This is a genomic window from Phycisphaeraceae bacterium (assembly GCA_020639155.1).
Taxonomy (GTDB): Bacteria; Planctomycetota; Phycisphaerae; order Phycisphaerales; family UBA1924; genus JACKHF01.
The window spans coordinates 410456-432491 of the sequence record JACKHF010000002.1; the positions used below are offsets into that span (position 1 = coordinate 410456).

Consider the following 22036-nt stretch of genomic DNA (forward strand, 5'->3'; position numbering starts at 1 on the left):
CCATATCGGCAGGTGGGGGTAAACTTCCGCCAGTAGGGCACTTTGAGGGCTGTCAGTCGCTTGCAGGACCGTCTTGCAGGCTCCTACACTGGGCCATGCTCCCACAGCCCGAGTTTGTCACCGCACAACTGCTCGTGAATGTCGTCACCATTGCCGTGGTGATCCATGTCATTCTGGGGACGGTTGCCTACCTGATTTACCTCGAACGGAAGATCTCTGCGTACATCCAGGATCGCATTGGGCCGAACCGCGTGGGGCCGCTGGGATTGCTCCAACCGATTGCCGACGGGTTGAAGTTCATCCTCAAGGAGGACTACGCACCAACAAACGTGGACAAAGTGATGTTCACGCTCGCTCCGATGCTCTCGATCATCCCTGCGATGATTGGGTTTATTGTGATTCCCTGGGGCGGCACGTTTCTGATGCCGGACATCACACTGCCGATTCTGAAGTGGCACATTGAGGGCGGGCTGGTCCAGGTCACTGGCGCGACGGTTGGTGTTGGTATCGTGTACCTGCTCTCGGTCGCCTCACTTGGCGTGTATGGGATTACGCTTGGTGGTTGGGCGAGCAACAACAAGTACTCGTTTCTCGGAGGATTGCGCGCAACCGCGCAGATGCTTGCATACGAGATTCCGCTTGGCCTGAGTGTGCTGTGCGTTGTGCTGGTTGTTGGTAGTGTCATGCCAAATGAGATCATCCGCCAGCAGGTTGATGGGGGTTGGTTTGTGATTGCGCAGCCCCTGACAGCGATCTTGTTCTTTATCGCGATCCTCGCCGAAGCGAATCGCGCACCGTTTGATAACGCCGAAGCCGAGCAGGAACTCGTCGGTGGATACCATACCGAGTATTCCGCAATGCGCTTTGCGATGTTCTTCCTTGCGGAGTATTCGCACATTGTTACGTCGTGCGCGTTCTTTACGCTATTGTTCCTTGGCGGGTACCACCTGCCGTTTATTCCGCAACTGGATCCAGCATCAACAGGTCTTCTGGCGGTCCTGATGAAGTTTGGTGTGTACTTCACGAAGGTGCTGCTGCTCATCTGCTTTGTCATGGTGATCCGCTGGACGATCCCGCGTTTCCGGTATGACCAGGTGATGGTGCTCGGCTGGCAGGGGCTGATTCCGATCGCGATGGTGCACTTTGTGCTCACATTCGTTTTCGCGTACCTGAATATGACATCTATGCTGCCGTTGCTGCTGCTCAATGTGGGCATGATGGCGCTCGTTGTATTTGTGCAGGGCTGGCTGCCCAAGCAGACAACGAACCGAAAGGTGCAGTTGTATGGCTCGCGTTACAGCTCTGTGCCGGGCACAGTGGTCGTGACAGCACCGACGGATCCAACAGCTATTGAGGATCATCCGGTCCGCGGTCTTGCACCGAGTGCATGAGTCGTGGATTCTTTTCAACGATCTATTGAAACCATTGCAAGGGCTGTTGCAGATGCACGATGTGTCTGTGTGCTGACCGGTGCCGGCATCAGCGCGGAAAGCGGGCTCGCAACATTCCGTTCCGATGATACAACAGATGCGGATGATCCACAAGCGGCGTTATGGAGCCGGTTCTCGCCGATGGATCTTGCAACGGTGCGCGCGTTTGAGCGTGATCCGAAAACCGTGACAAGCTGGTATGAGTGGCGATTCTGCCGTGCTCGTGATGCGCAGCCAAATGCCGGACATGGTGCACTTGCGGAACTGCAGCAGCAACTTCAGAGCAACGGTCGGAGGTTTACGCTTCTGACGCAGAATGTCGACGGATTGCACCAGCGTGCTGGGAGTACAGATGTTGTCGAACTGCACGGCACAATCCACACGTGGCACTGCACAAAGACGGGGCATGCGGTGCCGCTGACAAGTCTGGATTTTTCAGAAAAGCCGATTCGATCACCTGCAGGCGGGTTGTACCGTCCCAGCATTGTGTGGTTTGGTGAGCAGTTGCCGGAGGATGCAATATCACGTGCTGACGATGCTTCCGCAACATGCGATGTGTTCATATCGATCGGGACAAGTGCAACGGTGTATCCTGCAGCAGGGCTTGCGTCTGTTGCGAGAATGAACGGTGCAAAGGTGTTTGAAATTAATCTTGATGAAACGCCAATCAGCCGCGAAGTTGACATCACGGTTCGCGCAAAGTCCGGTCAGGCGCTTCCGATCATTGCCGAGCAGGTTTGCCGGTACATGAAAACCACATAATCGATACAGTCTGATCCTGCACGATGCTTGATTCATTGGTTTTACGAAATATCTGTGCAAAAAATGCTGTTTGTAGAGTAATGACCAACGCTTCCCCTGACTTTGCGAACGATCAGGTGAAACTGCATCGGTATTCGGGCATGTGGTTTCCATTGCTCGTCGTTGCGGTGTTTATCGGTGTCCTCCTGTTTCGTTCTGGTGTCTTCGAGAACAACGAGAATGCGCACGGGATTCCGCCTGGGTTTGCGCACAACATGACAGTGCGAGATGCGGCGATGGAATCGATGGAGCGCGGTGAGCCGCTGCTCGTGATGTTCTCAGCAAGCTGGTGTCCGCCTTGCAAGCGCATGAAAGCGGGCCCGCTTCGATCGCAGGAAGTGCAGGACTGGCTCGAGACCACTGGTGACGCGCTGTATGTCGATGTTGATCAGCAGGCGGACGAAGCCCGCGAGTGGGGCATCCGCGCAATGCCGACGTTTGTGCTACTCAACGGTGGGTATGAGGTTAAGCGCATTGAGGGTGGCATGGACGCGCGGCACCTGATCGACTGGCTGAACAGTTATTGATGTTGTGCAATCACCCCTTCACGATCGTTGTTGATCTGAATCTGCCCTCGAGCACCACATTCGAATCTGCACTGAGCCAGTGTTCGAGCACGTCTGCGTACACGCTGCGGAAGTCGGTGTGGAACTTGAGATCGCCCTGGTCAAGATCAACGAGCGATGGATGTGTTCCGTATGCGCCGGGTTTGACCATTGGTCCGAACATGAACATCGGAGCAGCCGTGCCGTGATCGGTGCCACCGGACGCATTCTGGCGTACACGTCTGCCGAACTCACTGAAGCACATGGTGAGCACACGTTCCGAGAGCCCGGACTTGATCAGGTCGGCATAGAACGTGCTCACAGCGTCAGAGAACTGCCTGAGCAGGTTCGCATGGTTCCCGTTTGCTCCGCCTTGGCCTGCATGGGTGTCAAACCCGCCGTGTGTCACGTAGTACACGCGCGTCGGGAGTCCTGCACGGATCATGGAACTGACCATTGCAAGCTGTCGCCCGATGTCTGTGCGAGGATATTGTGTTTCCGGCTGGCGCGCGACTGCTTTACGAATAAGGTCGCTTGATATCTGTGCATCGACCGCGGTACGCATCAGGAACGCAGCATTCGAGTGGTCCTCCACATCTTGCGTGCCGTGCCCAGCGTTGAGCGCTTCATATGGCATTTCGAGCGATTCATGCACATCCTTGCCGGTCCAGCGGAACAGATCGGGAGATTCGAATGCAATGGGTTTGAGCTTGCGCCCCTGCATGGCAAGTGGGGCGTCGCGACCGATTGCGATGCCGGGTTGTCCCTGCGCTGTGTGGGGTGATTCTGCGGTACCCGATTCGCCAGCGCCTGAGCCGACACATTCGGAATCGAAATACCTGCCCAGCCAGCCTGTTCCAGTACCCGATGTGTCCGCGGTGTGCCAAATGTCCATCGATTTGAAGTGTGACCGATTGGGGTTTGGATACCCAACACCCTGCACGATGGAGCAGAGTCCTTCGTCGTAGAGGGACTTGATGCCGGTCATTGCTGGGTGCAGGCCAAGGTCATCGTTCTTTGCCAGCCTCAGTGCTGCATCGCGCGAGATACCGATACCAGGTCGAGCCTTGTAATAATCGTCCATTGCAAACGGCACCACGGTGTTCAGACCATCATTACCGCCTGAGAGTTGCAGCACAACTAACACGTGATCCTGATCAACTCCAGCCAGCGAACTGAGCGCAAGCGACGTCTGCGGGATGCGTGCAGCAGCAGCCTGAATGAACTGTGGCACAAAGAGTGACGCAGATGCGAGTGTCAGACTCTGCCCAAGCATCTGACGGCGGGTAAATTGCGGTCGTTCGTTCAGTTCCATGGTTTGCTCCATACAGCACACGGGCGCGAGACACTGTACTTGATTAACACAACTGGTACTCCGGCATCGCACTGATCAGCAGCAGAAGGGCTGTGACGATATCGGGTGTCACAGTTCCACCAGATTGCTTTGCGAGGGATTGCAGCGCGTCCTGCGCGTGTAATGGTGCCGAGCCGATAGTGAATCGCAGCAGATACTCGATGACACGGGAGACATCCTTGTCGCCGCCGGCGCTTGCGAGTTCTTCCAGCAGCGGCATCGGGTCAAACTTTTCTGTGCGTGCGGTTGGGTCGTATCCGCGCGTCGTTCTACCTGTCAGCAGGAAGCTGAGAATGTTCTGGCGCACGAACATGGTGGACGTGTTGATCCACGATCTTCCGCCGTCCCAACCTGCGACGCTTGGCGGATACATGATGTGCTGGCCCATGAGATCGAGCGCGTCGAGGAGGATGGAAAGATCACGGGTTGGTGTATTCATGGAGCGAACAGATCCAACGATGAGTTGCACCGGTGACTTGATCTGCTCATTCATCACAGCTGAGCTGTAGAAATGCTCGCTGAGGAATAACCGCTGAAGCACTGCCTTGATCTCGTACTTGCCCGAGAGCATGGAACTGCTGATCCGATTCAAATAGGTCTTTCCCTTTGCGGGTATTTCTGAGGCATCCTCAGGCAGGTCGGCAACAAAGTAGCGGTAGAGTTTTCGTGTCATGAAGTCTGCGCAGGCACGCTTCTGCAGAATTGCAATGACGAAATCGTCACCATCAAGTGTGCCTCTCTTTCCAAGGATGGTCTTTGAACCGTCATCATGATTCTCACGTCGAAAGACAAACTTGTCGTCCTCAAACGTGTATCCTGTGAGTGCGCGAGCACCTTCCTTGATGTCATTTTCGTTGTAGTTACCAACGCCGAGACTGAACAGTTCCATCAGCTCTCGTGCGAGGTTCTCGTTTGGCCTGCCCTTACGCGAGTCGTTGTTATCGAGATACGCGATCATTGCAGGATCTCGGATGACAGCGAAGAGCAGATCGCCGAAGTTTCCCAGTGCATGCGATCGGAACGTCTGGTTCTGCAGGAACATGTGATAGGAGTTCTCGATCGTGCGATAGCTTGTCGCGAAGTGCCCGTGCCAGAAGAGTGTCATTTTCTCTTCGAGTGGTCGTGGCGATTCAATCATGCGCGTTAACCACCACGTCTGGATCGCGCGGATCTGCGCTCGATCCCGTCGCTGGCGTGATTGCTGCTCAGCTCGAATCCGAGCGAGTGTTGTTTCGTCACCAGCCCGACGTGCCCGAGTGACGATCTCCTGCTCCTCAGGATTCGGCGGACGCATGATGTCTTTGTCGAACAGATCTTCCTCAATGGGTTCGACAGATGTCTTTTCAAAGTTAATGAGAGTATCGACTGCTGCTTCAGGACCCATGGCGGCGAGCATGCTGATCTGGCGTGGTGAGCCGCCGAATCCTGCGCGGTTCAGCAGATGACGGGCCTGCATGTAGCCAAAGTCTTCCTTTGAGATCGTCTTCATCGACCCAAAGAAGGTGTCGTCCTGTGGTGGTTTTGCCATTGCTGCCTCGTCGTTTCGGTGATCAGCGGCGCATTTCAGGATCCAACGATGTACCGGAATGATTATTGCGATTCGTGCGGTGTCTGTTGCATATCCGCACGGTATTGCATGCCGGATCGAACTCCCCGATCTAGTATCGGCCTCATGGCTTCTGATGAAACATCACCCAGCGAACACGATACAAACACCCGATCACTGGCGTTGCCACACGTGCTGCTCTACACGGATGGGGCGTGCTCTGGGAATCCTGGTCCAGGGGGATGGGCGTTTGTGCTTCAGCACCCGGCATCCGGCAAAGAGATCGAGGGTGCTGGAGCAGAACTTGAAACGACAAACAACCGCATGGAGTTGCAGGCTGTGATTGAGGGGTTGCAGCAACTGAAGATTCCGTCAGAGGTTGATCTGTATTCGGACTCTCAATATGTGCTCAAGGGTCTTGAGGAGTGGATGGCGAACTGGAAGAAACGCGGCTGGCGGACTTCTTCAAAGCAACCTGTCAAGAACAAGGATTTGTGGGAGCGACTCGACACACTCAAGTCGACGCATCTCATTCGATTCCATTGGATCAAGGGCCACAACGAGCATCCTGAAAACGAACGGTGTGACGCAATGGCAGTGCAGGCCCGAGAACGCCTCGTCGAAGAACACAACCTCTAACGTTCCTTGTTCTCGGCCCAGAACATCCTGTGTGTATGTTCTCGGGGCTTCAGATGCGCACAGGTCGTGTTATTGCAGTATTCAACGGCAAACCCGGCTTAACCCTCCCGTCCTTGGGGTCGATACCGATATTGAGCGCGCAGATGTGTGGTAGTCGCAACGGAGCGATCATCACATGCTGCCTCACACCGGACCCGGAGATGCAACGTGGACCTGCATGAAATCCTCAAGGCCGCATACGAAGCCGACGCATCTGACATCCATCTTATCGCCGGCTCACAGCCGATGATGCGTGTGCATCAGATCATGAAACCACTCGACTATCCGGTGATTTCACCGGAGCAGGCGCGCGCATTTTTCGAGCAGATGGCTCCTCGTGAAGCGATCGATACGTTCGAGCGGATGAAGGATGCCGATTTTTCGTACCAGGTTTCAGAACTTGCCCGCTATCGTGTGAACTGCCACTTGCAGCGTGGTGTGTGTGCGATGGCCATGCGAATGATCAAAACCAAAGTGCCTCCGTTGGCAAAGCTCTCACTGCCCGAGGTTATTGCACGTCTGACATATCTGCCACGTGGACTTGTGCTCGTGACGGGTGATACAGGTTCGGGCAAGTCAACGACACTTGCAGCGATGATTGAAGCGATGAACCAGCGTTATCGCAAGCACATCATCACTCTGGAAGATCCCGTTGAATACGTGTTCCAGAGCGCAAAGTGTGTGATCGAGCAGCGCGAGCTTGGTCAGGACATGCCAACATTCAGTTCAGGACTGAAACACTCGCTGCGTCAGGACCCCGACATCATTCTGGTGGGCGAAATGCGTGACCTTGAGACAACAGCACTTGCGATCTCAGCAGCGGAAACAGGTCACCTTGTGCTTTCAACGCTGCACACTGTGAACGCATCGCAGACGGTCGAACGTATCATCGATATGTATCCTGCAGGCCAGCAGAATCAGATCCGCTCAATGCTGGCAAACACACTTCAGGCGGTTGTTTCGCAGACCCTGTTCTCACGTGTTGACAAGCCAGGCATGGTGCCAGCGGTTGAGACACTGCTCTGTACACCCGCTGTTCGCAACCTGATCCGCGAAGCCCGCACGTTTGAAATTCCGAACATCATCGAGACCAGCCGCAACGTCGGCATGTCGTCGCTTGACGCGTCGATCGCCGAGTTGTACTTCAACGGCATGATTAGTAAGGAAGATGCGATCGCACAGGCAGCATACCCAGATAAGCTGGAACGCCTGCTTGCAGCGTGAAGATATTTGATGCATTGTTGACAGAGCCGAGTTTCACACACGATCGAGACGGAACGCCATGCCAAACTATCGCTATCAGGTTCGCAGTTCTGACGGTCAGATCCAGACCGGCGTGATGAGCGCTGATTCGACCGCGACGGTCGCACAGATCCTGCGCAATCAGGGTGGGCATGTGCTGCAGGTCAGCGTGGCGAACTCAGCGGAACTCGGCGGTGGTTTTCTTGAGAAGTTCCGCGAGGTGAACGCAGGAAAGCCCAAGACCAAGCACGTGTTGGACTTTACTACCCAGCTCGCGGTGATGATGCGTGCAGGTATTAATCTGCGATCGGCACTCGATGGCATTGCAGAGCAGATCGAGCATCCCGCATTTCGAAAGGTTGTGATAGGACTCAAGAACGATGTTGAGTCAGGTAAGCCATTCTCTGAGGCGTTGCAGCGTCATCCCAAGCTGTTCGGTCCATTGTACATCAATATGGTGCGAGCGTCTGAAATGGCGGGTTCATTTGCGGACATGCTCGACCGTATCGCCGGGTACATTGCTCAGGAGCAGGAAACCCGGAAAATGGTCATCGGTGCGTCGATCTACCCCGGTGTGATTGCAACCATGGCTGTAGGTGTAACCATCTTCCTGCTGACATTCGTGCTGCCGAAGTTTGAAGCGGTGTTCGAAGGTAAGGAGGATGTGCTTCCCTGGTCAACCAAGTTTCTGCTTTCAGCATCGGACTTCATGATCCACAACTGGTACTACGTTGTTGGTGGCTTGCTTGGTGTTGTCATTGGGTTTGTGTTTATCTTCAAATCAGAACCGGGTGGTGCATGGAAGGATCGATTTGTGCTGAGAGCACCAGTACTCAAGGGAATGTTCAAAGCGCTGTACATCAGCCGATCACTTCAGATTATGGGTCAGTTGATTAACGCGGGTGTGCCGATGCTCGATACGCTTGCGATTACAGGTGATATTTCCGGTAATCGTGTGTTTAAGGCGATGTGGCGCACCGTGTATGCCAGTGTCAAGCAGGGACGAAAGATCAGTGTCCCGCTGACAACTGCGAAACATTTGCCCAAATCTGTCGTGCAGATGATCACTGCGGGCGAGGAGTCCGGTAAGCTCGGTGAGGTACTTGATGAGGTTTCGTCCTATTACATCAAGACCCTGAAGGAGCAGATCAAGACTGTGACCAGTCTTATCGAGCCCATCATGATTGTGATTATGGGCTCGGTGGTTGGTTTTATCGCTATGTCCATCATTCTCCCCATCTTCAAGATGAGCCAGATTGTCAATCACTGATTTGTAATCAATGCTGAAACAGGCGGGTGCGATATCCCGTCTGTCAGCAAGGAGTACGAGGTATGCTTGGTCGATCCCGGTTTCCAATGTGCTCCCGGCGTGCGCGTCGCGGCGCGAGGCGTCGGGGATTCACGCTGATAGAGACGGCGCTTGCAACGATCATCATTGGTGTCGGTGTCGTAGCCGTTGTTGAAGCGCAGGTCGCGTTTTCTCAGGTGAATCAATGGTCGAGCCATTCAGCTACCGCAACGATGCTTGCAAACGAGATACGCCAACTCACAATCAATATGCCGCGACATGATCCGATTACCGGGTTGTATATCAATAGCGGCACGCTCGTTGGATGGGGACGGGAAGCGAATGAAACATCCGTCACTGATCTTGACGATATCGATGATTTCTCAGGTGTTTCGTTTGGTGCTACCGGCACATTCTCGGGGCCGGTTGATGCAACAGGAAATGTGATTCCAGAAATCAGTGCAGGCGGACAGGTTGTCATGAACAACGGTTCCGTTGTGCCAATTGAAGGATGGACACAGTCAGTCACAGTTGAGAAAGTGCGACATTTCCGGTTTGATGAGGTTCTGGCAAATGGATACTACGAACCGGCTGTCGGCACTACACCGGGAACATCCGTTGATGGGTTCCCACTGCGTGTGACCGTCAGGGTGTTTTATCAGGCACCGGGATCGACAACGCCAATGGAAGTAGGAAAGGTGCGATGGGTAGTGCCAGCTGATCGCAGGTATTCTGAGATACCTGCGACTGGTGCATCGCCCGAGTAATCATGATTGTGGATCTGGCAGGTTGAGTTGAGTGGGGCAACGGTTCAGCTGGGAGTGTTGTGGGTATGTTGCAACGACTTGGATTCATTCGCAATACTCGTGTGACACGACTTCGCCAAGCTGCTGGCTCGCGTCGCGGTATTGTATCTGTGCTCGCGATGATGTTCCTCATCCTGTTCAGTTCCCTCAGTGTTGCGATGGCAATCGCGAGCCAGGGGAATCTGCGCACCGCTTCCACGCATCTCTATGTCATGGGGGCTATGGGAGCAGCGGAAACAGGGCTTGGTGTTGGTGAAATGCGTCTCGCGTATGCAGCGAGCCGGGTTTCCATAAACAAGGGAAACATCGATAACACCATCGGTATTGCGTTGTGGTCTGGAACACCGTCATCGGTTGCGACCGCGAGCATTGCTGCCATGTTCGATGGCACAGTGCCAACAAATGTATCCGACGCGCTGATGTACATGCACAGTCTGGATGCCAACACAATCACAGTGGGCGGTGTGACATCACCGACACGTGGCAACATACCATCCGGATTATCGTCATCGACGTATGGTGCGACAGATTGGATCGTGACACCGGCGATATCGCTTGAAGACGACGTTGGTGGAAGCCAGACAACCGGCGCTGCATTTCAAATTACATATGCTCCGCTTGCGGACGGCAAAACAATCCGAATTGTGTCTACCGGATATGACTTTGGAGTGACGCGAAACGGTCTTCCGGTTTCCAGAACACTCACAAAGGACTTTGTACTTGTCAAGACGATCAGCAGCGCTATCGTGAGTCCGAGTCGTGTCATGGTCGGCAAGAACGTCATGATCGATGGTGACATTGCGACGACATTCGAAGATGTTGGTGCTGTGAACGGTGATCCCGTGCGGATTCGCTCGGACTTCCAGTACCTTACAGCTGCGCTGGACCAGGATCTGGAGTGGTTGACACAGAACCTCAAGGCCCATGATGTGGACGGCGACAACCGTCTGCGCGTCACCCATCCGGAAGAGGGTTTGGGTCTGGGTGTTGACACAGATGATCCGCCGGACGGCATCGTTGACAAGGTCTTCGCTGACAAAACCGGCGATGGATATGTTGACGACTTTGATCTGTTCCTTGCGGCATTTGATGCTAATGACGATGGAATGGTTGCGCTGTCCGACGAGCTTCGCGAGGGTGGACCATATGAAGCGTTGACAGCCGAGTTTGTTGATGGCAGCGGCGATCCACTTGATGAGGATCTGTCCCTGCTCATTGACTCAGCAAACCCTGATCGAAATAAGAACGGGATCTATGGATACGACGATGAGAATAACAACGGACGATTCGACCCGGAAACTGAAACGCTGTACGACTATGACGCAATAAAGGATACGTATCCGGATCACGTGCTTGGATATCGCGATGGCGTGCTCGACGTAAGGGATCTCTATGCTAAGGTGAATGGCAGCGTTCAGCTGCGCGTGACAGAGTCCGACTGGACATCCGAGCAGGGAGATCTACACGACATCATGCAGGGGTCTATCAGGCCCAAGGGCGACGGCACGCCGCTGCAGTTTGCGCTGCCCGACCAGAAACTTGTTGAACTGACCGCGGATGACTTTGATGTCGCGCAGAGCGAACTCGTCACAGCCGTGAGTAACGGCGATCCGTTCTGGGATCAGGTCGCAGCGAATCTTGGGACATCTGTTGCTGCACTTGCAACATATGTTGAATCCGGCGCTGGTACGGTGAAGTACTACCGTGTCGATCCCGACACCGATGGTGATAACCTTCCAGACAACTGGAGCACAGCGTACTTCGAGAAAATGCCGTTCAATGCGCCAGCCTATTCGGACTGGTACTACAGGCCGGTATTCGAGAACATGGTGTTCCGCGATGTTGAAGTCCCGATGGGTGTCAACGGGCTCTTCAAGAACTGTACATTTGTTGGCGTGTGCTATGTTCGATCGCACGAAGACAACTCCCACCCGGTGTGGAACCTGTATGGTCGTATGACGCTTGATTCGTCATCGGGCAAGCCAAAGCCTGCCGATAGAATGCTGATTACAAGTTCAACCGAGTACCCTGACGACATTCTGCCTGCGAGCGCACTGCCCCCGTATCAGGACGTGAGTGTCCCCGTCGACGGGTTTACGAACGCACTGGATAAGGCCGACTTTGCGAAAAACGGTCGTCCGCTGAACTGGAGTGATCTGCCAGATCCACTGATTATTAGTGGCAAGCGTGTGATTAACACGAAGGAGTATTCGAACAACATTCGTTTCCACGACTGCCTGTTCATCGGGTCGATTGTGAGCGATGCGTCTGCCGAGTACACGCATCCCCGCAACAAGATGCAGTTTACAGGTGCGACGAAGTTTGTGTCAGAGCATCCTGATGAAACACTGGCATCAAACCCAGTTTACATTCCTGATACGGCGGATCTTGCAGCCATCGCGAAGAGTTCCATGATGCTGCCGAACTACTCAGTTGATATTGGCAGCTTTAACAGTCCGCCTGAGCAGGATGTGCGCCTGAAGGGTGCGATCATCGCAGGTATCCTGGATATTCGAGGGAATGCGAGCATCGATGGAGCACTGTTGATGACATTCAAGCCGGTGCTTGGCGAGGGGCCACTGGTCGATCCGCAGGGCAATCCGGTTGGTAACACAGCAGGATTTAATGTGACCCTCGGGTACTTTGGACCTGACGATGGCGATCTGGAGTCGCTTGATCCGCAGGACCTGACGGAAGTTGGCGGCGTGAAGATTACCGGCTGGGATCTTGATGGCGACGGACTTCCGGATCTGCCGCACGATGAAACACCCACAGCGGCTCAACTTGCTGCCGGTGCGACACCCATTCCGTTCTACGGGTATGGCAGTGTGCAGATCAAGTTTAACCCTGCAATGGAACTGCCCGACGGCATCATGCTGCCGATCACCATCAGTTCGCAGGCAAGCTCATATCATGAAGGGAAGCTGCAATGAGTACACATCGCCGCAAACATCAGGTTGTGCGTCGTGCGTTCAGTGTGGTTGAGATGCTGGTTGCAATTGCAATCAGTGGCGCATTGCTGGCAGCATCGACTGTTGCGCTTGATACCTGTTTTAAGAGTTATCAGGTGACAACAGACTCGGCATCATCGCATGTTGTTTCTCGTATCGTTATGCATCGAATCACTTCACTGATTCGCACTGGGACCGACTTTGGGCCGTACCCAACCAATCCGCTCGACCCGACGCAGAATCCTGTCATTAGTGATTCCATTGAGTTCGTCGCCGAAAATGACGGCGCTGGCAACATGACGGTGGTTCGAATTGAGCAGGTCGAGGACGACACCAGCACCAACGGCACGGACATGCTTCAGCTGACAATTATGCCGTTTGTTTCCGGAGTCGCGCAGACCCCAATCGTTCAGCCGATCCTTCGCGGGGTGCAGGATGCGACTTTCATTCTCGATTACGATGTAGGGCCGCGCCTGAAGAAGGCCACAGTCGATATCACCGTCGAGCCGAATGATTATCAGGATGGTTCTATCACCAGTGGCCTGACTGCGAATGTTATTCGGTTTGTGGCTTCGGCGTATCCGAAGAAGATCGATCTGAGCAACTGATCTGCACGCGAGATTGCTCACACGTCACCCGCTCATCCGAGCGGGTTTTTCTTTGTCAGTAGACCTCTATGTGACTTGGCGGCGTGTCGAAAAATCAGTCGTCAGGCCTACGCTTGGCTGTGATCGATACACACTGCCATCTCACATTCCCCGAGTTCTCGTCACGAGTCGATGAGGTTCTATCCGTCGCGAATGAGCACGTTGTGACAGGCATGATCTCTATCTCAACGACCACCGTTGATTGCGTCAACGCACTTGAGATCGCAAAACAGCACGAGCGAGTCTGGTGTACAGCGGGTGTGCATCCGCTTTATAGCGACGAGGGACCGCACAACTGGGAACAAATGCGAACTGTCGGAATGCATGAGAAGTGTGTCGGATGGGGTGAACTTGGGCTTGACAATCATTATGACGAGCCACTGAGAGACATACAGCACACCGTTCTGCATGAGCAGTTGGCGCATATCGAGTCATGGAAGAACGATACATCATGCCCACTCGATTTGCCGATCGTGATCCATTGTCGAAAAGCCTTCAACGACCTGATCCCAATCCTCAGGAGCAGTTTGCTTGCTGCGGACAAGTTTGTGTTCCATTGCTTTACTGGATCACCCGAGGATGTGCGCAGAGTTCTGGACTTTGGTGCATCAGTGTCATTTACCGGCGTTGTGACGTACAAGAATGCACGCGAAGTAGCTGAAGCTGCGAAGCTTGTGCCGAGCGATCGAATCATGGTCGAGACAGATGCGCCATTTCTCTCTCCCGAGCCAAAGCGGGGTGTGCGCCCGTGTGAGCCGTGGATGACCTCGTTGACTGCGCGATTTCTTGCAGAGATTCGTGGGCAGGACTTTGATTCATTTCATGATCAGATCAATAGAAACACACACAACTTCTTTGGAATACCAGCCGCATGAACACAATCACGGTGACGCTGGCGGACTGGGTCCACAATCTGGACCCTGTGATCTTGCCGATCTCTGGCAGGCTTGCTGTGCGCTGGTACGGTCTGTCGTATGCGCTCGGGTTCTTTGTTGCGTGGCTCTTCATGCGATGGCTTTCAAAGCGCGGCGCATGCGCAGTGCCTGCTGCGAGGACTGCGGATGCGATCCTGCTTACAGCAATTATCACAGTTGTGGGTGGGCGCCTTGGATACGTGCTCTTTTACCAGCCGGGGCTTCTCAATGACTTCTCGTCCAGTTTTCCGTTCTGGGGCGTGTTTGACACAACGCAGGGTGGTATGGCGAGCCACGGAGGCATCATCGGCGCGATTGTGGGTGCGTGGCTGGTATCGAGAGGGTGGAAGGTTTCGGACAATGAAGGCAATATTTCACGAGCTGGCGCGTGTCCTCTCAGGCATGTGCTCGACACGTTTGCGCTGCTGTGTCCGTTTGGATTGTTTTTCGGCAGACTTGCGAACTTTGTGAATGGCGAACTTCTGGGTAGGGTTGTTGCTGGCCCAGGGGAGTCCGCACCGTGGTGGGCGGTTCGGTTTCCGCAGGAGTTTTCTGAACGGTTCAAGGAACTGAGCGAAGACCAGCAGGTCGCAATGCTCCAGTTTGGTCAGCAGTTTGCGCAGGGGAACGAGTCACCCGGCATCGGGTATGAGCGTGCAGTCTCGATGTTGCACGAGGGTGTACCAGGCATGGCCGAGAAGTTCGCACAGATTCTCAACGCAAGACATCCTTCACAGTTATACCAAGCCTTGGCTGAAGGGGTTGTGCTGGCAACTGTGTTATGGATCATTGCCAGAAAGCCACGACTCCCTGGCATCATCGGCTGCTGGTTTATGATCACGTATGGCGTGCTGCGTGTTGTGACAGAGTTCTGGCGGCTTCCTGATTCTCATCTTGTAACGCAGCGCATCGCGGGCTTGAGTCGTGGACAGTGGCTGAGTGTTCTAATGGTGGGCATAGGCATTGCGTTTCTGCTTCGCTGGCGTCATAGCGGCGAACCAAAGATGGGTGGCTGGGCGTATTCCCGTGCAGACACGACTCCAAATGAGGCGATAACTACCCCATGACCGATGCGATCGACACACCAGCCCCAGTGCATGAGCCGATTCCTGAGTCGGCACAGATCAGCCCCGTGCCAAAGTGGGCGCTGCATCGTCGTCTGTACGACTGGATGGTGTCATTTGCGGAGCATCCAAAGGCGACGCTTGTGCTCTTTTGGCTGAGCTTTGCAGAGTCGAGTTTCTTCCCAATTCCGCCCGACGTGCTGCTGCTTCCGATGGCGCTTGGAAATCGCGCAAAGGCGTTCTGGTACGCGCTGGTGACAACAGTGGGGAGCGTGCTCGGCGCATTGCTGGGATACGCGATCGGTGTGTTCGGGATCGAGCTTGCGATCAGACTGATCCCGAAGGTGACGCAGGAGGGTGTGGATGAACTCGCTGCGAAGTTCACCGAGAACGGCGATCTGTATGTGTTTATCGCAGCACTCACGCCGATCCCATTCAAACTGGTGACAATCGTTGCGGGCAGCGCATCGATGAACATCCCAATCTTCATTGGAGCGTGCATTGTCGGGCGCGGGATGCGTTTCTTTGCTGGCGCGGGTCTGGTTTGGCTTGTCGGGCCGAAAGCAAAGCCGTTGATCGAGAAGTATTTCAACCTGGCGTGCATCGTTGCGGGTGTGCTGCTGGCTGGTGCATACTTTGCATATCGTGCGTTGTCGCACCACTGAACTTCTGATGTGTTGATTGAGAGATTGAGCAGGGAGAGTCTGATGCGAGTGATGGTGACAGGTGGTGCTGGGTATATCGGGTCTCACGCGACGCAGCGGTTGCTGCGCGATGGGCACGAGGTCACTGTTGTTGACAACCTGTATCGAGGGCATCGTGAGCCGATCGATCTGCTCGCGAATCAGTACGGAGACTCACTGTGCTTCGTTCATGCTGACACCGGAGACCGTCAGCGGATGCTGAGCACGCTGAAAGAACGCAACATCGAAGCAGTGATGCACTTTGCTGCGCTCGCGTATGTCGGCGAGAGCGTGACACAGCCGCTGGAGTACTACCGCAACAACACGTCATGCGCGTTGTCGCTGCTGCAGGCATGCGAAGAAGCAGGTGTGCAGAAGTTTGTCTTTTCATCAACGTGCGCAACGTACGGCGAGCCGGACGAGAGCAACATCCCTATTCCAGAGACATGCCCGCAGAAACCGATCAATCCATACGGCATGTCAAAGCTGCATGTCGAGCACATGCTCTTCGATGCCGCGCATGCGATGCAACTGCGAAATGAATCGTTCGGGTTTGCTGCGCTGCGTTACTTCAATGTTGCGGGATGTGATCGGTCGGGCGTGCTCGGCGAGGACCACGAACCCGAAACACATCTGATCCCGGTCATCCTGCGCGCGATGCAGGGACTGCGCGATGGGATCACGATCTTCGGCACAGACTACGACACGCCGGACGGCACATGCATCCGCGATTATGTCCACGTCGAGGATCTGGTTGATGCGCACGTCCATGTGATGAACGCGCTGCAGCCTGGCGATGCTCGTACGTACAACCTTGGCATCGGGAACGGCATGTCTGTCCGTGAGGTGATTGAGTCGGCACAGCGCGTGACCGGGCTTTCCCTGAATATCACCGAGGGCGCGAGGCGTGAGGGTGATCCGCCGCAGCTTTATGCGAATCCGGCGAAGATCAAGCACGAGCTTGGATGGTCGGCATCGATCACGAACCTCGATGACATTATTGCATCCGCGTGGCAGTGGTTTGAGAAGCATCCCGAGGGTTACAAATCGCCCGCGCATGTCTAAACTCATCCGATGCAACTGGTCGTCAGCCCATACCACCTGACTACACGCGAGCCGCCCGCGATGGCTGCCGCGATGCTTGCGCACTCGATCGTGACGATGATGCCGGTCCCAACCGAGGGAGCCGATCAGCACATCGTCGAACAGATGGTGCGCGACGTGCCACGCTACCACGAGTTGATCGACGCGTGGCGCTGGTGTGCGCCGATGTGGGAATCCGGGCTCATCGCGTCGATGTTCAACGGCAACGATCCGGCGCAGGATGTGCGTTCGATCGTGAACGAGATCCACGACCGACGCGAGTTCCGCGGACTTGCAGGGCTTGTTGACAGAGCTGTCTATCACGACGAGCGTTCATATATTGCTGCATTGTCACTCGATCTGCTGCGAGGCGGACCGGACCCGAGTGTGTGTGTGCCGATCGCGTGTGGACTTGATCGATTCGCGGGCAGGCACGGCATGGTCAGCGTGCGATCAGAACCTGTCTCACTTGTTCAGCGGACCGAGGCGCGCGTTGCGACGAAGATCGCATCCGCTGTGATCCCGGTGTTTCTGCAAGCAGATGCAGACACGATCACGCAGTCGAGGGTGATGCTCGAACCGGAACTCGAAGCGCTACGCACCGTCATGGACCACGCAATCGAGAACGCCGATCTCGGCGCATACCCACAGCAGCATCTTCGCGCGGCAGCATCGCGATACGGCGACGCGTTTGATGAGGTCGCGCGAGAACTCACGCACGAGCAGTCCGACGACGACGTGCGATTATTAACTGGAGCGGTTTCGATCAACCTTGTCTCGTTCCCACAGGACACTGCTTTGATTGCTGGTGCTGCTGCAGCAAAGTCGATGGGATTCGGTTGCCATGTTCGCAAGGAACCTGCCATGCCCCAGTGGAATCCCGGGACCAGATTCACCTCCATGATCGTCAAACTGATCGGGCGTTCGTCTTCTGCAACCTGAACGATGAAAGCAAGCAAATGACACAGCCCGAAGTGAGCATGTACGCGAGTGTTGAAACGGTCTCCGTTCGTGTTGACGAACCAGCAATGTTTCGTGTGCAGATGCATATTGATGAGGGTGCGCCGATCTACGCTGCCGATCCCGGCGAGGGCGGCGAGATGCTCGGCATCATCCCGCTGCGTGTGCACGTGCTGCGCGGATCGCATATCTCGGTGTTTGCTGATTATCCCGACGGCAAGCCGCACCCCGACGTGCCATCGGATGCACCGGAAGTGAGGGTGTGCTCAGGCTCGCTGAAGTTCGATGTCGCGATCGAGCAGACAGCGCAGTCGAGCGAACCTGCAACGCTCGGCATCACATATCAGCACTTCGGTCTCTCGGTTGCGCAGGGGTATGAAAATGCCGATGAACGGGAACTCTATCACAACCCACTCTTTGCGCCGAAAACGGTCGAGCTTGATATCGATATTCGATGCGGCTGATTGCGTTACGCGGGGTTCGGCCACGCCGCATTCAGGAATCGGCCGTCTCTGAAGAACACCTCGCCGTCAGCCTCAATGGTGCCGCCGCCCGCGTCCTTGCGCAGATCGCAGACCATGTCCCAGTGCAACGCGCTCTCGTTGGTGTTGCCGGACTCTGGGTATCCAGCGCCGACCGCCATATGGAATGTGCCGCCGATTTTTTCGTCGAACAATGTGTTGCGCGTGAACCGCTGGATCGAGTAGTTTGTGCCGATAGCGATCTCGCCCATGTTGCGTGCGCCCTGATCCTGATCGAGCTGGGCAATGAGGAACGCTTCGTTCTTCTTTGCGCTCGCGTCAATGACACGTCCATCCTTGAAAACCAGCCGAACACCCTCGACTTCCGTGCCCCGATACACAGCGGGGTACGTGAAGTTGACGTGCCCGTTCGCGTTTTTTGGTCCAGCAAACACCTCGCCATCCGGAAAGTTGCCGGTGCCTTCGCAGTTGATCCATGTCGAGCCAACGACACCAACTGTGAGATCAGTTCCGTCGTGTCCGTGGCTTGCTGGCGCACGAAAACGAACCTCGGACTTTGAGTTCAGAAAATCACACACCGCCTGCTGACGCTGCTCGATCTTTGTCCATGCTGCAGCCGGATCGTCAAGATGAAGCAATCCTGCGCGATAGACAAAGTCTTCGTACTGTATCAGACTCATCTCGGCATCCTGCGCGCTCGCCTGTGTTGGGTATTGTGTGCCAACGATGGTCAGTGATCCCTCGGCCTCGCGCTGCATGAACCGCTTCAGGAACGCCTTGCGGCTGGCCTGCATCGCGGTGAGCTTTGTGTGGTCGTACTGCGTGAGATATCGCGTGTTGTTCTCTGCCCAGAATGAGATCACGACATCCACTGTCTCAATGCGGTGCATGTCCAGTGGCGAGACAAATCCGAGTTGGTCCGTGTTTCCGTGTGCAACCATCAACTCGTCGAGATCCTGCGCTCGTGGTGACCATACGGGATGTGCGCCCGATTCAAGCACGCGTTTGTACGTTGCCTGGATCAATGGCATCGCAACCGGATCCGAAACAATGTTGACAATCTGGCCCGGCTTGACCTTTGTTGCGTACCCAACAAGAACATCCGCGAGTTTATCGAGTCGAGGATCGTGCATGTCCGTGCTCCTTCTTGCTGTACGATGCGACTGTAGTCAGGGTGTGGTGCCAGTCGACAGCAGTGAGACGAGGTGGTGTGAAAGTTCTGCTTTGACATCTTCCATTGATGGCATGCGGGTGTCGAGGAGTTGCTGCATGCTCGTGACGGGTCTGCCGATGAGTCCACATGGTACGATCAGATCAAAGTGCTGTAGGTTCGTCTCGACATTCAGCGACAAGCCGTGCATCGTGATCCATCGCCTGACACGCACACCCATCGCAGCAATCTTGGCACGTTGGTCTGATCCATGCAATTGACGAACCCAGACGCCCGTCGCGGTTGGATCGCGCTCGCCTGAGATTCCCCAGTGCGCGCACGTGCGGATGACCGCCTCTTCGAGTCTTCGCATGTACTCGTGTAGGTTCACGCCGATCGCGTTCAGATCGATGATTGGATATGCGACGATTTGGCCGGGGCCGTGGTACGTGATGTCGCCGCCGCGATCAGTCGACTGGACATCCACACCCATCTGCTGCAGGAGCTGCGATGATGCGACGAGGTTGTTCTGTGCGCTCGGACGCTTCGAGACGGTGATGACAGGATCGTGCTCAACCAGCAGGATTGTGCCGACCGACGCATCAGGTGTGCCTCGGTTCTCAAGTATGCGCGCGTGGTGCTGCTGTTGAATCTCGTAGGCGTCTGCGTATGGCATTCGTCCAAGATCGATGACATCGGGCATTGTCTGCTGGGCGTGTGTCGTCATGCGGTACCACCCTGCAGTGATGCAGTAAATGCAGTCTCGAACACGTCATCCGGCGGGCGCGTGCCGGTCCAGATGGCGAACTGGAGTTTCGCCTGCTCAATGAACATGGCATCTCCGGTGATTGTCCGCAAACCGCGCTCACGCGCGTGACGGATCAATGGCGTTTCGATCGGTGCATAGATCGTATCAAACACGACAGGCTCTGCTGATTCGATGTGTGCAGGATCGATCGGTATTCCTGCTGGATCAGGGCCGCCTTGCATTCCCACTGGCGTGCAGTTGACGATTGCATCCCATGCGTGATTGCGGATATTCTCTGTTGCGACCGCAGTGCAATCGAGTTCTTCTCCGAGCAACGTTGCCTGTGATGATCGACGAGCGTTGATGTGCACATCAGCACCTGCATTGCAGCATGCCCACACGATACCACGCGCTACACCTCCGGCTCCAATGATTAGAATCTGCTTCCCAGTGAGTGGTCCCAGTTCTGATTCCAGACAACGTCTCGCAGCAGGCGCGTCCGTGTTGCTGAGCGCGATCCGGGACGCTGTCGTGCCAGATCGCTCGATATTCACAGTGTTTGCTGCGCCGATTGCCTTTGTAGCATCATCGACATCCCAGCCTTGCTCTGTTGCAAGCTGGACGAGTCGCTGCTTGTGCGGGATGGTGACACTCAATCCACACAGATCGAGATTAGGATCGTTGATCAGATCGAGCATTGTTGCTTTGAACAAGAGATCGCTGTCCTGCTCGTTCTCGCCCGGCGCAATGGGTAACGGCACATACACGCCGTCGTGGTTGATCACGGAAAAACCGGCGTTGTGAACGTGTGGCGACTTTGAGTGTGCGACTGGCCAGCCAATAATGCCGTAGATCTTTGTTGTTGATTTGATCGATCGGAATCGGTAGGTATCAATCATTGCGGAGACGTTGAGCTGTCCGGGCGCAGTCTCGTTGGTACTTGGTAAGCTCGCAAAACTGAGAAACGCGCCGAACTTCGGCGCGAGGATGCGCGTGATCTCGCCGAAACCGCCCATCGCGATCCCGATGGTCGGCTTTGGAGTTGTCCGGACAAGATCGAGCACATCAATAGCATCCCGGAGCGAGCGCGCTGTATAAGCAAACTTCGCGACTGCGCATGATTGCGCGTCAACCATCGCAAGCAGTTGTCGCTGGAGATTCGCCGGCCGCTCACGGAAGTCGTGGGTAGAGAGGATCAGACGTGTGGAGACGGATCTCGCCTGGTTTGGATGATCGACCGCGAGTTCGATCTTCTGTTTGATATTGGCAGAGTGCGAAAACGATCGGAGCTCAACATCAATGTATGCTGGCGACGTGTCCGATGTACCAAGGTGTTCGAGCAGCGAGATGCGGTCCATCTCGTTGCCCTCGTACATACCTCCCTCGTCGTCGATTCGGCACGTGATGATGCACGGCAGAGGCGATTCCCGCACGAGGCGCTCCATCAGTTCGATCGATGCTTGAAGATCAGCATCGGAATGAAACGTGCCGATACATCCGTCGATGCGGTATTCGACAATGTCTGCGCCGAACTCGGCAGCACGCACAGCATCGGCGTGGGCCTGCGAAAGATCGTGCACGAAGATGGCAACGCAGATCTGTGTCGTCACACAATAGTGTAGAGCCGACGACCGCATATTCGCATCGGATGGTGCCAACAATCA

Annotated in this window: 20 protein-coding genes; 15 read left to right on the forward strand and 5 right to left on the reverse strand. The window is 55.2% G+C overall.

Annotated features, from left to right (window positions below; all coding sequences use genetic code 11):
- Positions 1-95 precede the first annotated feature (95 nt).
- The 3 genes from nuoH to H6815_12295 all read left to right on the forward strand — a co-directional run bounded on the left by nuoH (position 96) and on the right by H6815_12295 (position 2758).
- Complete coding sequence (nuoH, locus tag H6815_12285) at positions 96-1391, forward strand: NADH-quinone oxidoreductase subunit NuoH (GenBank protein MCB9861218.1); 1296 nt, start codon at positions 96-98, stop codon at positions 1389-1391.
- 3 nt (positions 1392-1394) lie between these two features.
- Complete coding sequence (locus tag H6815_12290) at positions 1395-2192, forward strand: NAD-dependent deacylase (GenBank protein MCB9861219.1); 798 nt, start codon at positions 1395-1397, stop codon at positions 2190-2192.
- An 80-nt stretch (positions 2193-2272) separates the two neighbouring features.
- On the forward strand, positions 2273-2758 hold the full coding sequence (locus H6815_12295; GenBank protein MCB9861220.1) for a thioredoxin family protein: 486 nt from the start codon (positions 2273-2275) through the stop codon (positions 2756-2758).
- A 10-nt stretch (positions 2759-2768) separates the two neighbouring features.
- On the opposite strand, the gene H6815_12300 is transcribed toward H6815_12295, so the two are convergent.
- Both H6815_12300 and H6815_12305 read right to left on the reverse strand, forming a co-directional pair.
- Positions 2769-4091: a DUF1501 domain-containing protein gene (locus tag H6815_12300; protein MCB9861221.1), complete on the reverse strand. Its 1323-nt coding sequence runs from the start codon at positions 4089-4091 to the stop codon at positions 2769-2771.
- A 43-nt stretch (positions 4092-4134) separates the two neighbouring features.
- Complete coding sequence (locus tag H6815_12305; GenBank protein ID MCB9861222.1) at positions 4135-5658, reverse strand: DUF1800 domain-containing protein; 1524 nt, start codon at positions 5656-5658, stop codon at positions 4135-4137.
- Positions 5659-5802: 144 nt separating this feature from the next.
- Between H6815_12305 and rnhA the strand changes: the two genes are divergently transcribed.
- The 12 genes from rnhA to H6815_12365 all read left to right on the forward strand — a co-directional run bounded on the left by rnhA (position 5803) and on the right by H6815_12365 (position 18456).
- A complete protein-coding gene (gene rnhA / locus H6815_12310; protein ID MCB9861223.1) occupies positions 5803-6315 on the forward strand; it encodes a ribonuclease HI in 513 nt (170 codons plus the stop codon).
- Between the two features lie 207 nt (positions 6316-6522).
- Positions 6523-7578, forward strand: coding sequence for a type IV pilus twitching motility protein PilT (locus H6815_12315; protein MCB9861224.1), 1056 nt, complete (start codon positions 6523-6525; stop codon positions 7576-7578).
- Between the two features lie 58 nt (positions 7579-7636).
- Complete coding sequence (locus H6815_12320; GenBank protein MCB9861225.1) at positions 7637-8866, forward strand: type II secretion system F family protein; 1230 nt, start codon at positions 7637-7639, stop codon at positions 8864-8866.
- Between the two features lie 62 nt (positions 8867-8928).
- Positions 8929-9651 carry a prepilin-type N-terminal cleavage/methylation domain-containing protein gene (locus H6815_12325; GenBank protein ID MCB9861226.1) on the forward strand — a complete coding sequence of 241 codons (723 nt, stop codon included), beginning with the start codon at positions 8929-8931 and terminating at the stop codon, positions 9649-9651.
- Between the two features lie 65 nt (positions 9652-9716).
- The gene (locus H6815_12330) at positions 9717-12623 is read left to right on the forward strand and encodes a hypothetical protein (protein ID MCB9861227.1); all 2907 of its coding nucleotides are present in this window, start codon (positions 9717-9719) and stop codon (positions 12621-12623) included.
- Positions 12620-13249, forward strand: coding sequence for a prepilin-type N-terminal cleavage/methylation domain-containing protein (locus H6815_12335; protein MCB9861228.1), 630 nt, complete (start codon positions 12620-12622; stop codon positions 13247-13249). Before H6815_12330 ends, H6815_12335 begins: the two co-directional genes overlap by 4 nt.
- A gap of 119 nt (positions 13250-13368) precedes the next feature.
- Positions 13369-14163 carry a TatD family hydrolase gene (locus tag H6815_12340; protein MCB9861229.1) on the forward strand — a complete coding sequence of 265 codons (795 nt, stop codon included), beginning with the start codon at positions 13369-13371 and terminating at the stop codon, positions 14161-14163.
- On the forward strand, positions 14160-15269 hold the full coding sequence (gene lgt / locus H6815_12345) for a prolipoprotein diacylglyceryl transferase (protein ID MCB9861230.1): 1110 nt from the start codon (positions 14160-14162) through the stop codon (positions 15267-15269). The genes H6815_12340 and lgt overlap by 4 nt, the downstream gene beginning before the upstream one ends.
- Positions 15270-15349: 80 nt before the next feature.
- On the forward strand, positions 15350-15931 hold the full coding sequence (locus H6815_12350) for a DedA family protein (protein MCB9861231.1): 582 nt from the start codon (positions 15350-15352) through the stop codon (positions 15929-15931).
- A 42-nt stretch (positions 15932-15973) separates the two neighbouring features.
- Positions 15974-17014, forward strand: a complete 1041-nt coding sequence (galE, locus tag H6815_12355; GenBank protein ID MCB9861232.1) for a UDP-glucose 4-epimerase GalE — start codon at positions 15974-15976, stop codon at positions 17012-17014.
- A gap of 9 nt (positions 17015-17023) precedes the next feature.
- Complete coding sequence (locus tag H6815_12360) at positions 17024-17974, forward strand: hypothetical protein (protein MCB9861233.1); 951 nt, start codon at positions 17024-17026, stop codon at positions 17972-17974.
- A 17-nt stretch (positions 17975-17991) separates the two neighbouring features.
- Positions 17992-18456, forward strand: a complete 465-nt coding sequence (locus H6815_12365; GenBank protein ID MCB9861234.1) for a hypothetical protein — start codon at positions 17992-17994, stop codon at positions 18454-18456.
- 5 nt (positions 18457-18461) lie between these two features.
- Here H6815_12365 and H6815_12370 read toward each other — a convergent pair whose 3' ends face one another.
- The 3 genes from H6815_12370 to H6815_12380 are packed head-to-tail and all read right to left on the reverse strand — an operon-like array spanning position 18462 to position 21982.
- Entirely contained in the window at positions 18462-19607 is a 1146-nt protein-coding gene (locus H6815_12370) for an aminopeptidase (GenBank protein ID MCB9861235.1), read from the reverse strand.
- Between the two features lie 36 nt (positions 19608-19643).
- Positions 19644-20351 (reverse strand): lipoyl(octanoyl) transferase LipB, encoded by a 708-nt coding sequence (lipB, locus tag H6815_12375; GenBank protein MCB9861236.1) that lies wholly within the window; start codon positions 20349-20351, stop codon positions 19644-19646.
- Positions 20348-21982: a type I 3-dehydroquinate dehydratase gene (locus tag H6815_12380; protein MCB9861237.1), complete on the reverse strand. Its 1635-nt coding sequence runs from the start codon at positions 21980-21982 to the stop codon at positions 20348-20350. The genes lipB and H6815_12380 overlap by 4 nt, the downstream gene beginning before the upstream one ends.
- Between the last annotated feature and the right edge of the window lie 54 nt (positions 21983-22036).

Excerpts from the sequence above, each read along its gene's own strand:
- galE (MCB9861232.1), top strand. The coding sequence starts at position 15,974 with ATGCGAGTGATGGTGACAGGTGGTGCTGGGTATATCGGGTCTCACGCG.
- lgt (MCB9861230.1), top strand. The coding sequence starts at position 14,160 with ATGAACACAATCACGGTGACGCTGGCGGACTGGGTCCACAATCTGGAC.
- nuoH (MCB9861218.1), top strand. The coding sequence starts at position 96 with ATGCTCCCACAGCCCGAGTTTGTCACCGCACAACTGCTCGTGAATGTC.
- rnhA (MCB9861223.1), top strand. The coding sequence starts at position 5,803 with ATGGCTTCTGATGAAACATCACCCAGCGAACACGATACAAACACCCGA.
- H6815_12330 (MCB9861227.1), top strand. The coding sequence starts at position 9,717 with ATGTTGCAACGACTTGGATTCATTCGCAATACTCGTGTGACACGACTT.
- H6815_12325 (MCB9861226.1), top strand. The coding sequence starts at position 8,929 with ATGCTTGGTCGATCCCGGTTTCCAATGTGCTCCCGGCGTGCGCGTCGC.
- H6815_12360 (MCB9861233.1), top strand. The coding sequence starts at position 17,024 with ATGCAACTGGTCGTCAGCCCATACCACCTGACTACACGCGAGCCGCCC.
- H6815_12320 (MCB9861225.1), top strand. The coding sequence starts at position 7,637 with ATGCCAAACTATCGCTATCAGGTTCGCAGTTCTGACGGTCAGATCCAG.
- lipB (MCB9861236.1), bottom strand. The coding sequence starts at position 20,351 with ATGACGACACACGCCCAGCAGACAATGCCCGATGTCATCGATCTTGGA.
- H6815_12305 (MCB9861222.1), bottom strand. The coding sequence starts at position 5,658 with ATGGCAAAACCACCACAGGACGACACCTTCTTTGGGTCGATGAAGACG.
- H6815_12300 (MCB9861221.1), bottom strand. The coding sequence starts at position 4,091 with ATGGAACTGAACGAACGACCGCAATTTACCCGCCGTCAGATGCTTGGG.
- H6815_12295 (MCB9861220.1), top strand. The coding sequence starts at position 2,273 with ATGACCAACGCTTCCCCTGACTTTGCGAACGATCAGGTGAAACTGCAT.
- H6815_12370 (MCB9861235.1), bottom strand. The coding sequence starts at position 19,607 with ATGCACGATCCTCGACTCGATAAACTCGCGGATGTTCTTGTTGGGTAC.
- H6815_12335 (MCB9861228.1), top strand. The coding sequence starts at position 12,620 with ATGAGTACACATCGCCGCAAACATCAGGTTGTGCGTCGTGCGTTCAGT.
- H6815_12365 (MCB9861234.1), top strand. The coding sequence starts at position 17,992 with ATGACACAGCCCGAAGTGAGCATGTACGCGAGTGTTGAAACGGTCTCC.